The sequence below is a fragment of the Halomonas sp. PAMB 3264 genome, from assembly GCF_031954245.1.
Classification (GTDB): Bacteria; Pseudomonadota; Gammaproteobacteria; order Pseudomonadales; family Halomonadaceae; genus Vreelandella.
Genome location: NZ_CP134866.1, coordinates 252877 through 265581, shown reverse-complemented (window position 1 = coordinate 265581; position 12705 = coordinate 252877). Strand labels below are relative to the sequence as shown.

Below are 12705 nucleotides of genomic sequence, written 5' to 3'. Positions count from 1 at the left end.
ACTTTCGTCTACTCGGCTTGTATACTAAACACTGTTTCCTGTCCTCGCGCCATTTCCCCAATGGCGCTTTTTTTTACCCGCGATTTACGCACTGACGCGTTTTCTTCTCGTCCCACCAAAGGTGTTCTTCTTGATGAAACCATCGGCTCACGACGCTGACAGCCGCAGGCGTTCTACGCTAGGCGACCCCGTAGTACTTATCCTAAGTATCGGATTTATCGTCGCTTTCCTTGCCTTCTCGTTTTATGACCTGAACCTGGTCGCCGACACCATCAGCCAGGGCTTCGCCTGGAGCGCGCTCAAGTTCGGTACCTACTTCCAATTCATGATGTTGGTGACCTTCTTCATCGCCATCGGCCTTGCGCTGTCACCGGCGGGCAAGGCCAAAATTGGCAACCTGGATGCACCAGAATTGAGCACGTTCAAGTGGATCTCGATCATTCTGTGTACGCTTTTGGCCGGCGGGGGCGTATTCTTCGCCGCCGGTGAGCCGATTTACCACTTCGTGGTCGTGCCGCCGGCCTTCGACACCGACCCGGGCGTGCCCGCCGCGGTACCCGGGGCGCTGGCGCAATCCTTCACCCACTGGGGCTTCGTCGGCTGGGCGATTCTGGGCTCGCTCACCGCGATCGTGCTGGCCCACGCCCACTACGTGAAAGGCCAGCCGCTGCAGCCGCGCACCCTGCTCTATCCGGTGCTGGGCGAGCGCTTGCTGCGCGGCCCGCTGGGTGGGCTGATCGACGCCTGCTGCGTCATTGCGGTGGTCGCGGGCACCGTCGGGCCGGTCGGCTTTCTGGCAACCCAGGTGAGCTTTGGCTTGCACGACCTGTTCGGGTTGCCCAACAACTTCTATACCAAACTGGCCGTGCTGGTCGTACTGGGCGTGGTCTACATACTGTCGTCGGTGAGCGGCGTGCAGAAAGGCATGCAGCTTCTTAGCCGCTTCAACGTCATCCTGGCGCTCATCATCGGCGCGGTAATCTTCGTGTTCGGCCCGACGCTGTTTTTGTTCAACAGCTACTTCGCCGGCATGGGCACTTATCTTGGCGACTTCTTCAAGATGGTCACCATGACCGCGGAAACCGCCCCGGCGGAGTGGATGCAGTGGTGGATCGTCTTCTTCTACGCCTGGTTCATCGCCTTTGCGCCGCTGATGGCGATTTTCGTCGCGCGAATTTCCCGCGGGCGTACCATTCGCGAAATGATCCTCGCCGTGTCGGTCATCGCGCCCATTGCCACCACGGTGTGGTTCACGCTGCTCGGCGGCTCCGGCATCTTCTATCAAATGACCGGCGCGATCGATTTAAGCGATGCCCTGCAGGCCTTCCAGTTCGACATCGCCACGCTCACCGTGGCCAAAGCGCTGCCCGGCGGCACCTGGATGGCGCTGGCGATTTTGCTGCTGACCACGATCTTCGTCGCCACGACCGGCGACTCGATGAGCTACTCCATCGCCATGGTCGGCGCCGGTCACGACGAGCCCAGCCGCTTTCTGCGCGCCTTCTGGGGCGTGATCATGGCAATCATGGCCGCGGTGCTTCTGGCCATGCGCGAAGGCCAGATCGCCGCCCTCCAGCAGTTCATCGTCATCACCGCCGTGCCGGTCTCGTTGTTCCTGCTGCCTTCGCTCTGGAACGGCCCGCAAGCCGCGTTTGCGATGGCCCGCGAGCAGGGAATTATCGACTGACGCTCACTCGGCAAGACGTGCCCCCAACCGCTCGAGCGCGAACGCCAGTGAAGCGCGTTCGCGCTCGGCGTAAAGCGCAAGCTCGCTGGTCACGGGGGCGCCCAGCGCCTCTTCGAACGCCTCGCGGTTGGCGTTTGCCCGATACGTTCCCTGCTGCCCCTCCCCCAGGTTGGACTGAAAGATGCCCGCCGCGCTGACGGGGAGAAAATCCTCGTAGGTGATAGGCTGGGCCTCGATCAGCCCCTGCGCGATCAACGTCTGTACATCGGTTTTGCCCACCGCTCGAGCGCTGTTTCCCGCCTCGGTCAGATGGTAGTGGAAGTAGGCAAGCCCTTCACGGCGCATCGCTTCATCGCTATCCGGAAGCGCTGAAAATACTTCTTCCAGCACGCGCTGATGCGCTTCGTTGTCGAGACCGGCGGTCTGGCTGCGCGCCTGCCTCAATAGCTCGTCGTAACGTGCGCGTCCTTTTGGCGTCAGCGCCATGCCGCGCTGCTCGATCTCTCCAAAGCGCGCCGTATGGGTGCCCGCCGTATCGCCTTCGAAGCGAATACGCTCTTCCAGTGCCTTGAAACTGGTTTGGCGTAGCAGAATCGGGCTTTGCCGGCGCGGCGGCCCTTCGATCACAGCCTTGGGTGAAATGCCCTTGTCCGGCATGCGCCGCTGGGTCTCGTCAATATCCAGCGTGCGCGGGGTCAGGTGGTTGATGTGCGGACCGCGAAAGCAGACCACATCGGCGATCAGCCGGTGTTCGTCGCAAAGCGCCTGATAGGTCGCCAGATCCACCGTTGCGTCCTGATGCCAGCGAAAGGTCTCCAACGCCTGTTCGACGAACTGATCGGTTTGCGCGTCATCCAGCCCGCCCTGAGCCTCGAACAGGGCAATCAGCTCGCGCACTTTGGGAGTAAAGATATCGCGTTTGGCCAGGATATCAGCCGCGCGCTGGCGCAGGGACTCGCTTTCGATCAGCTCCAGACGCAGGAGCGAGGTGAACACGCGAAAGGGATTGCGCGAAAGTGCTTCATCCTCCACCGGACGAAAGGCCGTCGAATGAACCGGCACGCCCGCCTCTGACAGATCGTAATAGCCGACCGGCATCATGCCCATCACCGCGAACAGACGCGCAAGCGTGGCAAGCTCGTCGGCCGTGCCCACTCGAATGGCGCCGTGGCGCTCCACATCGAGCCGGTCGAGCTCGCCCTGGGCCTGCAACCGGCGGCGAAGCGTTGGCGAGTGTTCGAGCGTTTCGCGATTGACCTCGACGACCAGCTCGAGCAGCGTGCCGTACTGAGGCACCTCTGCCTGATACATGACCGACATGGCGCTCGAAAAACGCGTGCGAATCGTATCGGATGACACCATATTGGGAGTTTGCATGAACACCTCGACCTCGAGTGGCTAGTGCACAGCAGTATGCTAAAGCCCCTGCAACAACCGCAAGATCATCTGCCCCTGCTGATTGGCCTGAGCGAGGATCGCTATGCCTGCCTGCTGGAGAATCTGGGCGCGAACCAGGTGTGAGACCTCGCGGGCGTAGTCGGTGTCCTGAATGCGCGATTGGGCGGCGGAGAGATTGACGATCGAGTTGTCGAGACCTTCGATGACGCTTTCGAAGCGGTTTTGCACTGCACCGAAATAGCTTCGCTGGCGGTCGAGCTTGCCGAGGGCGGTATCGAGGACGCCGGTGGGGTTGTCGGTGGCGCTGTCTCTGAGCACACTGAAACCGGTGAGTCCCAGCGCGTCCACGCCCATCGCCTGCAAGCGCACACCGATGGTATCGCCGCTGTTGGCGCCCACCTGGATGTTGAGGGTCTTATCTTCCATTAACCCCACGCCGTTGAAATCACTCTGCCCGGCGAGCCGGTCGATCTCCTCGAGGCGCTGGTCGATTTCGTCCTGCAGCGAGCGCAGGTCGCTCGCGTTGTAGGTGCCGTTGCCCGCCTGCACGGAAAGCTCGCGAATACGCTGCAGGTTGTCGTTGATCTGATCGAGGGTGCCTTCGGCGGTCTGCACCATCGAAATGCCGTCCTGGGTGTTGCGCATGGCCTGGTCCATACCGCGAATCTGCGCGCCCATCCGGTTGGCGATCGCCTGCCCCGCCGCATCGTCTTTAGCGCTATTGATCCGCAGCCCCGACGAAAGCCGCTGCATGGAGGTTTGCATCGCCTGCTGGTTGATGCGCAGATGCTTTTGCGCCGTCAGCGACGAGACGTTGGTGACAAGGCTGAACATGGAGGTGATCCGGGCCCTCGCAATGGGAACCGCTTTTAGACGTTATCGGCCCAACCCGGGAAAACATGAGCAGTCCAAACGCAGCGGGGCCGCCCGAAGGCGGCCCCGCTGGTCGTACTGACGAGTCCTTGAACGACTCAGGTCTCGTCGGCGTCGTCCACGTCGTCGTGGTGCGGCGTCTTGTGGTCCGCCTCGCTGGTCTGCTGGCTGGGCGGCGTCGCCTCGGAGAGGGGCGTTTGCACCGCGCTCTTCTCCCTGGCGGTCGAGTCCAGAATCCGCAGGTTCGCGGGCGGCGCCTTGCCGTCGCGGTCCTCACCGAAGTAGAGCGTGGTGTGCGGGAACGGGATCTCGATGCCGGCTTCGTCGAAGCGCATCTTGACCAGCCGGTTGAAGGCCCGGCCCACGCCCCACTGATCGCCCGGCGTGGTCTTGATGACGACCCGGATGTTCACCGAGCTGTCGGCAAGTGCGGTCACGCCGGCCACGGTCATGTCCGCCAAGAGCTTGAAGCCGTGCTCTTCGCTGGCCTTGAGATCCTCGAAGGCGAGCTGGAGCTGCTCGATGGCGTAATCGATGCTCTCGCGGTAAGCGATGCCGTACTCGCCTACGTGGTTGCCGTACTCGCGCATGTAGTTCGAGACGGTATCCACGCTCGAGAAGGGCACGATGTGGTAGGTACCGGAGAGATCGCGAATCGCCACCGAGCGAATGCTCAAACGCTCCGCGGTGCCGGTGATACCGCCCACCGTGACCACGTCGCCGGTGTTCATGGCGTTTTCGATCTGGATGAACACGCCGGTGATCACGTCCTGCACCAGTTTCTGGGCGCCGAAACCGATCGCCAGACCCAGCACCCCGGCACCGGCGATTAGCGGGCCGATGTTGATGCCGATTTCCGAGAGCAAAATCATGCCGGTGATGGTCACCATGGCGATCGCCAGGGCGTTACGGAACAGGCTCAAAAGCGTTTTGGCCCGCGCCGAGGGCTCGCCGCCACCGGTTTCCGGGTTGAGCTTGTGCTCGATCAGACTCGCCAGCGCCAGCCAAATACCCAGCGAGACGATGAGAATTACCGCGATGCTGATCAACCGACCCACGATCAAAACGCCGCGCTCGGAGGCGTACCAGGCGGCCAGATTGAAGGCGCCCCAGGCATCCAGTACCACCATGATCACGGCCACCAGAATGATGACGCGAATCACGCGCAGCGCGTTGGGGATGTAACTATTGAGCCGGTGTTCGAGCATCGGAAGCTTGCGGCGCAAGTCATCGGAGAGCTCGATACGCCGACCGATGAACTGGGTCAAGAAGCTCGAAAGCAGAATACCGACGACCACCGCGACCAGCGTCTTGAGCGTGGCGAACAGCACGAAGGGCAGCGCGTCGCCCGGGCGCACCAGCACCAGCACGAACACGATCAGGAAATAGAGCAGCGCGAACAGATGCCAGGTACGGGCAAAGAGCTTCAGGGAGACGCGGCTCGCCGCCATCGTGCTCTGATGGCTCATGCCGTTCAGGTTGTCGCGCAGGCGCACGCGGTTTCTCAGCACCACGGCCACGGCGTAGATGAACGCCAGCACCATGATCAGCGTACCGACCGCTTGGCCCAGCGCCGGGGCGATATAGAAGTTGATCAGCGGAACCACGACCATCAGGCCGTAGCCGACCATGCCAACCAGCCGGGCAATCCAGCTGTTCCAATAGCCGGCCTCTTTCGCCGAGATGGGCAGCAGGCGCAGCCCTTCATAGCGCGACGAGAAGAGCATGCGAAACGCGGCCTTGATCAGCTCGATGACCAGGAAGGCGTTGAGGAACAGCGAGGCGCGCGTGGAGAGCTCGCCGGTTTCGCCCACGGCGAAGGTCGCGATCAAATTACCCGCCACGTAGGCCGCACCGATGATCAGCGCATCGATCAGCGCGGCGACGATCACGCAGCCGATCAGACGCAGAATCGAGATCGAGCGCTCGCCGTGCTGCGACCACCCGCTGAGCTTGGTGAACAGCGACTTCGCCAGCCGCCGAAACAGCATGAAAACGATGAAGGTGGACGCGATCACGATGCCCAGATTGATCGCCGCGGTGATGAAGGCCGCGCTGTCGAAGGTGCTGCCGCCCTGGCCACTAAAGATTCCGGTGACGACGCCCGCCGCCTGCTCGAGCTGGGAGCCGATATTGCCCACCACGCTGCTGGTGAGCTCGGCGAGCTGGCGTGGCAGCGACACCTCTTCCGGCGCCAGATTGCCCCCTTCGGCGGCGGCTTCCGGCGAGAGTTCGGCATCGAGCCCGCCCGGCAGCGAAGAGGCTTCACTGCGCAGACGTTCGATGAGCTCCTGACGCGCCTGATCGTTTTCGAGCAGGTCGGCCAGCGCCTCATAGGAGGGAGGCGAGTCGGCAGTTTCGTCGTCGGCGCTAAGCGTGGTTTGAGCCAGCGCCGGGCTCATCATGGCAAAAAGCGCAAGCAGCCAAACGCCCAGCCAGGGTAGTAAACGTGATGGCGTCACACCGGAGTCTCCCTTTGGGTGAAGTAGTGTATTCAATCTAACGGCTTAGCCGCGTTATGCAAATCATAGCGGGCAGGCGCGCCGCGTCCAGCACCGCGCCTTTTTATAGCGCCCCACACAGCGCGTGGCAGGGTAACATGGGCGGCCTTTGGCGAGTTATCCGCCGCGGGCATTAAAGGCAGTAAGGCGCCAGCCACTGCGCGGCAAATGCGAGCACCAACGCGTAGCGCGCGCCCTTGGCCAGCAGGATCAGCGCCACCGCACGCCACCACTCAAGGCGTAAAAGCCCGGCCACCACGGTGAGCGGGTCGCCGATGATCGGCACCCAGCTCAGCAGCAAACTGTAGGCGCCAAAGCGCTGATACCAGCGGCTGGCGCGGGCAAGCTGGGCGGAAGAGGCGGGAAACCAGCGCCGGTGCTGGAATCGGCGGGCGTAGCGGCCCAGGGCCACGTTGATCAGGCTGCCCAGGGTGTTGCCGAGCGTGGCCACCAGCCAAAGCGCCGCCCAGGGCTCGCCCTGGCACCACTGGCGGGCAAGCCACACCTCGGAGCCGCCGGGCAAGAGCGTGGCGCTCAAGAGCGCGACCCAGAAAAGGCTGAACACGGGCGTCAGACGCCAGCAGAGAGCATCCGGCTACGCCGAAATGTCAGGGCAGCCGGCCGCCGAGCCGGGCGGTGATGTTGTTCGCCGCCTCGCGGACCAGCGCCCCCAGCGCCATCAGGCGCTCTTCGGGAATGCGCGCCATCGGCCCGGACACGGAGATCGCCGCCAGCGGCATGCGCCGCTCATCGAAGATGCAGGCCGCCACGCAGTGAAGGCCAATGGCGTGCTCTTCGCGGTCGCAGGCGAAGCCCTGGGCGCGGATGGTGCGCACTTCCGCCTCGATCGCCTCGGGGTCGAAGAAGGTATTGGGGGTGACGCGCGACAGCGCATCGCCTTTCAGGAGCTCGGCGCGCTCGTCGTCGCTCATGCCGGCCAACAGCGCCTTGCCCACGCCGGAGGCGTGCAGCGGCGCGCGCGAGCCGAGTTTGGTGATCATGCGCATCATCTGGGTGGATTCGTGCTGGGCGAGAAACACGGCCGTGGCGCCATCGCGAATGCCGAGGTTGGCGGTTTCGCCAGTCTCCATGGTAAGGCGGCGCAGAAACGGGCGGCTGGTGGCGACCACGTCACGCGCCTCGAGAAAGCTATTGCCGATGCGAAACGTCTTGACGTCGATGCGCCAAAGCCCCTGCTCGCCTTCCTGGGTGACGAAGCCCTGGCTCTGCAGCGCCTGAAGCAGGCGGTGGGTGGTCGAAGGCGCCAGCTGTGCCGTCTCGGCGAGCTCGGAAAGCGCCATCCCCAGCGGGCTTGCCGCCAGATGCTCGAGCAGCGTCAAGCCGCGTACCAGCGACTGACTGTGCCCACCGCTGGCTTTCGCGGCCCCGGCCGGGCGTCCTACGGACCTGCGCTTGGCCTCACTCACCGTACGTTCTCCTTGACTCGATTGCCGCGCAGCGCTCGCCGCGCAAAACGAGCAGGATAACGCGAGGCCAGGTGAATGTCGCGTTTGCGGAAATAAATCCCATTCTGGCGTTTAAAACGCCGATAGCGCCCACCGGCGCTATCGAACGAGAATCGAAAGGGTAGAGCGGCTCAGGCGCGCTGGCGCTGGTCATGGCCAAGCGGATGGGGCTCGCCGCGGGCCTTGGCCAGATCGATCTGGCGCTGGCGCTCGCGGGCCGCCGCGCGGGTCTTCTCCGGCAGCGAGTCGATGCAGTGCGGGCAGCTGATGCCAGGCTCATAAGCCGCATCCGCCATATCCTCTTCGGAAATCGGCCGGCGGCAGGCGTGGCACTGCTCGAAAGCGCCTTCGCTCAGGTCGTGGCGCACGGTGACGCGGTTGTCGAACACGAAACACTCACCGCGCCACAGCGACTGCTCCTCGGGTACTTTTTCGAGATAGTTCAGCACGCCGCCCTTGAGGTGGAACACCTCTTCGAAGCCCTCGTTCAGCATGAAGCTCGACGCCTTCTCGCAGCGAATGCCGCCGGTGCAGAACATGGCGACCTTCTTGTGTTTGGCCGGGTCGTAATGCTTGCGAACGTACTCGGGAAACTCACGGAAGGTCGCGGTTTTGGGGTCGATGGCGCCTTCGAAGCTGCCGATCTCCACTTCGTAGTCGTTGCGCGTGTCGATGACCAGCACTTCCGGATCACTGATCACGTCGTTCCACTGCTCCGGCTCGACGTAAGTACCCACGGTGTCGTTGGGGTCGACGCCGTCGACGCCCAGGGTGACGATCTCGCGCTTGAGCTTCACCTTGGTGCGATAAAACGGCATCTCGTCACAAAAGGACTCCTTGTGGTCGAGATCCGCAAGGCGCTCATCGCTACTCAGCCACTCGAGCAGCGCGTCGATGCCCTCGCGCGAGCCGGCCACGGTGCCGTTGATGCCCTCGCGGGCGAGCAGCAGCGTGCCTTTCACGCCGTGATCGACCATGGTCTGTCTAAGCGGCTCGCGCAGCGCCTCGAAGTCGTTCAGGGTGACGAATTTATACAGCGCGGCCACCACGATGGGGGCCGTCGAGGAAGGTTGGGTCATGAAACTCTCCTGGTAGTCGCCCTCGCAAAGGGCGGACCGGGTCAAAAAACGCACCCATTCTAACGCAAAGCCTTGCCCGAGGGCAGCCTGGCGGATTGACGCAGATCAAGCGGGCTTGCCGGGTATCGATCGATTTTATCGACGCGATCGAGAGAAAAGCATCACTTTGCCCGCGCGGCGGCGGGCGTATAGTGAGCGGCATTGGTTAATGCCCTGGATCGACACGGAGAACCTTCATGAAAATTCGCCGCTCTCAAGATCGCGGCTACGCCGACCACGGCTGGCTGCGCTCGTACCACACGTTTTCGTTCGCCAATTACATGGACCCGGCGCACATGGGCTTTCGCACGCTGCGGGTCATCAACGAGGACCGCGTCGCCCCGGGTCACGGCTTCGGCACTCACCCGCACCGCGACATGGAAATCATCTCCTGGGTGCTCGACGGTGAGATGGCGCACGAGGACAGCCTGGGCAATGGCGAAACCATGCGCCCGGGGGACGTCCAGCGCATGTCCGCCGGTACCGGCGTGCGCCACAGCGAGTACAACGCCTCAAGCACTCAAGGCCTGCACTTTCTGCAGATCTGGATCGAAACCGCCACTCCCGGCATGGCGCCGAGCTACGCGCAAAAGCACTTCCCCCGCGCCGAGCGCGAGCAGCGGTGGTGCCTGCTCGCTTCGCAAAACGCCCGTGATGGGTCGATCAGCCTGCATCAGGACGTCAACCTGTATACCGGCCTGTTCGACGGCGACCTGCCCGCCTCGCCGCCCCATCGCCATGCGTGGCTGCACCTGGTCAAGGGCGAGCTCACGGTCAACGGCACGCGCCTGCGGGCCGGCGACGCCGCCGCACTCGACCCCACGGAGCCGCTCGAGCTGACCGACGCCGCCGGCGCCGATGTGCTGCTGTTCGATCTGGCGTAACGCCTGCACACGGTGCATAAAAAAACCGGCCTCCCGAAGGAGGCCGGTTTGAAGCGGTGATCAGCCTGCGGGGCTTAGCTATTGTGCGCCGAGTAGAGCACGCGAATCTTCAGCGTATGCTCGACCTGCTTGAGCGCCTCCAGCGCCTGGGGGCCGTAGGCCTTGTCCACGTCGATCACCACGTAGCCGACCTTTTCGTTGGTCTGCAGGTACTGCCCGGAGATGTTGATACCGTCTTCCGAGAGCACGCGGTTGATCTGGGACATCACGCCGGGCACGTTGTCGTGAATGTGCAAAAGGCGGTGCTTGTCCGGGTGTGCGGGCAGTGCCACTTCGGGGAAGTTGACCGAGGTGATAGTGGTGCCGTTGTCGGAGTAGGTGGTGAGTTTCTCTGCCACCTCGATGCCGATGTTCTCCTGGGCTTCCAGGGTCGAACCGCCAATGTGCGGTGTGAGGATGACGTTCTCGAGACCGCGCAGCGGGCTTTCGAAAGTTTCGCTATTGCCCTTGGGCTCGACCGGGAAGACGTCTACCGCCGCGCCATTGAGATGACCGGACTTGATCGCCTCGGCCAGCGGCTCGATCTCGACGACGCTTCCGCGCGAGGCGTTGATGAAGATCGCCCCGGGTTTCATCGCCGCGATCTCTTTCTTGGTGATCATCCAGCGCGTGGAGGGCAGATCCGGCACGTGCAGGCTGACCACGTCGGAGCGGCTCAAAAGCTCCTCGAGGCTGCCCACCTGGCTTGCGTTGCCCATGCCGAGCTTGGTGATGACATCATAATAGATGACGCTGAAGCCCAGCGACTCGGCCAGCACCGAAAGCTGCGCGCCGATGCTGCCGTAGCCGACGATGCCCAGGGTCTTGCCGCGCGCTTCGTGGGAGTTGGCGGCGGATTTCAGCCAGCCGCCCTGGTGGGCGCGGGCGTTTTTCTCCGGAATGCCGCGCAGCAGCATGATCGCTTCGGCCAGCACGAGCTCCGCTACCGAGCGGGTATTGGAGTACGGCGCGTTAAATACCGCCACCCCGCGCTTGAGCGCGGCGTTCAAATCGACCTGATTGGTCCCGATACAGAAACAGCCAACCGCCACCAGCTTCTCGGCCGCGGCGAACACGCGCTCGTTGAGCTGCGTGCGCGAACGAATGCCGATGAAGTGAACATCGTGGATCTTCTCGATCAGCGCCTCTTCGTCCAGCGAAGTGGGCAGGTGCTCGATATTTTCATATCCGGCGTTGCGAAAATTGTCCACCGCGCTCTGGTGGACGCCCTCGAGTAGCAGGATTTTGATCTTGCTCTTGTCCAGGGACGTTTTGGCCATGACTGAATCAACCTCTATGGTCGGCGACGCGCGCCGTTTATCGGTTCATGAAAGGCGGACATGGTAGCACAGCCCGCGCCTTTCCCGGCGCCTGGGCTGGATGAAAAGTGTGCGTTTTCAAAATGAACGCGGCGCACGTTGCAGGCGCCGCGCCGCGGGCGCAAGGGCAGACCACCTCTGGGTCTGGGTGTATACTGTGGCCTCGATAGCAGGCACACTCGCCGCCCAACGCATGGGCGCCAACAGGCAGGCACGGGTCAATGAGCGATACCACTCCCCCTTCACAGGATTTTGCCGCCACGGTTTCCCGCCTGGAAACTCTGGTGGAGCGGCTGGAATCAGGCGAACTCTCTCTGGAAGAGGCGCTGACCGCGTTCGAAGAGGGCGTGCAGCTTACCCGCGACGCCCAGAAGCGCCTGGACAGCGCCGAGCTCAAGGTGCGCGCGCTGAGCGAAGACGGCGACGGTAAGCTCACGATAACGCCTTTCGAGAGCCCGGCCGACGCCGCGGCGAGCGCCTCCCCCGACGACGCCGAGGATACGCCCCCATGGTAAGCGAGCGCCCCATCTCCTTGAGCGAGCACCGCGACATCAGCCGCGCCCGAGTCGACGCCACCCTGAAGGCGCTTTTGGCCGACGGCGCCGTCGATGCGCGCCTGGACGCCGCGATGCGCCACGGCCTGCTGGTCGGCGGCAAACGCCTGCGCCCACTGCTGGTCTACCTGGCAGGCCAGGCGCTGGGCGCCGATGACCAAGCGCTCGACGCCCCGGCCGCCGCCATCGAGCTGATTCACGCCTACTCGCTGATCCATGACGACCTGCCGGCCATGGACGACGACGACCTGCGCCGCGGCCAGCCCACCGTGCACAAGGCGTACGACGAGGCCACCGCGATTCTCGCCGGCGACGCTCTGCAGGCGCTCGCCTTCGAGGTGTTGGCGCGCCCGCGCCCGCCGCGCCTGGCCGCCATGGTGACCACCCTGGCCGTCGCCTCCGGGCGCCAGGGCATGGTGGCCGGCCAAGCCCTGGATCTGGCCGCCGTGGGCGGGCTTCCCGATGTCGAAGCACTCAAGCACATGCACGCGCACAAGACCGGCGCGCTGATCGAAGCCGCGGTGCGCCTGGGCGGGCTTTGCGCCGTCGACGAGGACGACCCGCGCCTCGAGGCGCTGGCTCGCTACGCCCGCGCCATTGGGCTAGCCTTTCAAATTCATGACGATGTGCTGGACGTGACCGGCGATACGGCCACGCTTGGCAAGATTTCCGGCGCCGACGCCGCGCGCGCCAAGCCTACCTATTCGAGCCTTTTGGGCCTTGAGGGGGCCCGGCAGAAGGCGCGCGAGCTGGTCGATGAGGCCCAAACGGCGCTTGAGGCGCTGGGCGAGGACGCCGCGCCCTTGATCGAGCTTGCCGCCTACATGATCGAGCGCGACCACTAAACGAGCGCTGTCTCGACAGTG

The 12705-nt window shown here is 63.7% G+C and carries 11 protein-coding genes; 4 read left to right on the top strand and 7 right to left on the bottom strand.

What is annotated here, in order from left to right; translation table 11 throughout:
* Window positions 1-133: 133 nt before the first annotated feature.
* On the top strand, window positions 134-1687 hold the full coding sequence (locus tag RN347_RS01200) for a BCCT family transporter (RefSeq protein WP_263585434.1): 1554 nt from the start codon (window positions 134-136) through the stop codon (window positions 1685-1687).
* 3 nt (window positions 1688-1690) lie between these two features.
* On the opposite strand, the gene RN347_RS01195 is transcribed toward RN347_RS01200, so the two are convergent.
* From RN347_RS01195 to RN347_RS01170, 6 genes are all read right to left on the bottom strand, one after another.
* Window positions 1691-3064 carry a VOC family protein gene (locus RN347_RS01195; RefSeq protein ID WP_311959471.1) on the bottom strand — a complete coding sequence of 458 codons (1374 nt, stop codon included), beginning with the start codon at window positions 3062-3064 and terminating at the stop codon, window positions 1691-1693.
* Between the two features lie 39 nt (window positions 3065-3103).
* The gene (locus RN347_RS01190; RefSeq protein WP_311959469.1) at window positions 3104-3919 is read right to left on the bottom strand and encodes a flagellin; all 816 of its coding nucleotides are present in this window, start codon (window positions 3917-3919) and stop codon (window positions 3104-3106) included.
* A 137-nt stretch (window positions 3920-4056) separates the two neighbouring features.
* Window positions 4057-6420, bottom strand: coding sequence for a mechanosensitive channel protein (ybiO, locus tag RN347_RS01185; RefSeq protein ID WP_311959467.1), 2364 nt, complete (start codon window positions 6418-6420; stop codon window positions 4057-4059).
* A gap of 172 nt (window positions 6421-6592) precedes the next feature.
* Window positions 6593-7024 (bottom strand): YqaA family protein, encoded by a 432-nt coding sequence (locus RN347_RS01180; RefSeq protein ID WP_311959465.1) that lies wholly within the window; start codon window positions 7022-7024, stop codon window positions 6593-6595.
* A gap of 43 nt (window positions 7025-7067) precedes the next feature.
* The gene (locus tag RN347_RS01175; RefSeq protein ID WP_263585439.1) at window positions 7068-7886 is read right to left on the bottom strand and encodes an IclR family transcriptional regulator C-terminal domain-containing protein; all 819 of its coding nucleotides are present in this window, start codon (window positions 7884-7886) and stop codon (window positions 7068-7070) included.
* Window positions 7887-8056: 170 nt separating this feature from the next.
* Window positions 8057-9004: a rhodanese-related sulfurtransferase gene (locus RN347_RS01170; protein ID WP_311959463.1), complete on the bottom strand. Its 948-nt coding sequence runs from the start codon at window positions 9002-9004 to the stop codon at window positions 8057-8059.
* Window positions 9005-9240: 236 nt separating this feature from the next.
* On the opposite strand from RN347_RS01170, the gene RN347_RS01165 reads away from it, so the two are divergent.
* Window positions 9241-9927 (top strand): pirin family protein, encoded by a 687-nt coding sequence (locus RN347_RS01165; protein WP_311959461.1) that lies wholly within the window; start codon window positions 9241-9243, stop codon window positions 9925-9927.
* A 74-nt stretch (window positions 9928-10001) separates the two neighbouring features.
* Here the strand turns inward: RN347_RS01165 and serA are convergent, their stop codons facing one another.
* Window positions 10002-11246 carry a phosphoglycerate dehydrogenase gene (gene serA, locus RN347_RS01160; RefSeq protein WP_263585442.1) on the bottom strand — a complete coding sequence of 415 codons (1245 nt, stop codon included), beginning with the start codon at window positions 11244-11246 and terminating at the stop codon, window positions 10002-10004.
* Window positions 11247-11506: 260 nt separating this feature from the next.
* On the opposite strand from serA, the gene RN347_RS01155 reads away from it, so the two are divergent.
* Window positions 11507-11800 carry an exodeoxyribonuclease VII small subunit gene (locus tag RN347_RS01155; RefSeq protein ID WP_311959458.1) on the top strand — a complete coding sequence of 98 codons (294 nt, stop codon included), beginning with the start codon at window positions 11507-11509 and terminating at the stop codon, window positions 11798-11800.
* Entirely contained in the window at window positions 11794-12684 is an 891-nt protein-coding gene (locus tag RN347_RS01150) for a farnesyl diphosphate synthase (RefSeq protein WP_311959456.1), read from the top strand. Before RN347_RS01155 ends, RN347_RS01150 begins: the two co-directional genes overlap by 7 nt.
* Window positions 12685-12705 lie beyond the last annotated feature (21 nt).

Coding starts and splice junctions, on each gene's coding strand:
- RN347_RS01200 (WP_263585434.1), top strand. CDS start 134: ATGAAACCATCGGCTCACGACGCTGACAGCCGCAGGCGTTCTACGCTA.
- RN347_RS01150 (WP_311959456.1), top strand. CDS start 11,794: ATGGTAAGCGAGCGCCCCATCTCCTTGAGCGAGCACCGCGACATCAGC.
- serA (WP_263585442.1), bottom strand. CDS start 11,246: ATGGCCAAAACGTCCCTGGACAAGAGCAAGATCAAAATCCTGCTACTC.
- RN347_RS01155 (WP_311959458.1), top strand. CDS start 11,507: ATGAGCGATACCACTCCCCCTTCACAGGATTTTGCCGCCACGGTTTCC.
- RN347_RS01165 (WP_311959461.1), top strand. CDS start 9,241: ATGAAAATTCGCCGCTCTCAAGATCGCGGCTACGCCGACCACGGCTGG.
- RN347_RS01170 (WP_311959463.1), bottom strand. CDS start 9,004: ATGACCCAACCTTCCTCGACGGCCCCCATCGTGGTGGCCGCGCTGTAT.
- RN347_RS01190 (WP_311959469.1), bottom strand. CDS start 3,919: ATGTTCAGCCTTGTCACCAACGTCTCGTCGCTGACGGCGCAAAAGCAT.
- RN347_RS01195 (WP_311959471.1), bottom strand. CDS start 3,064: ATGCAAACTCCCAATATGGTGTCATCCGATACGATTCGCACGCGTTTT.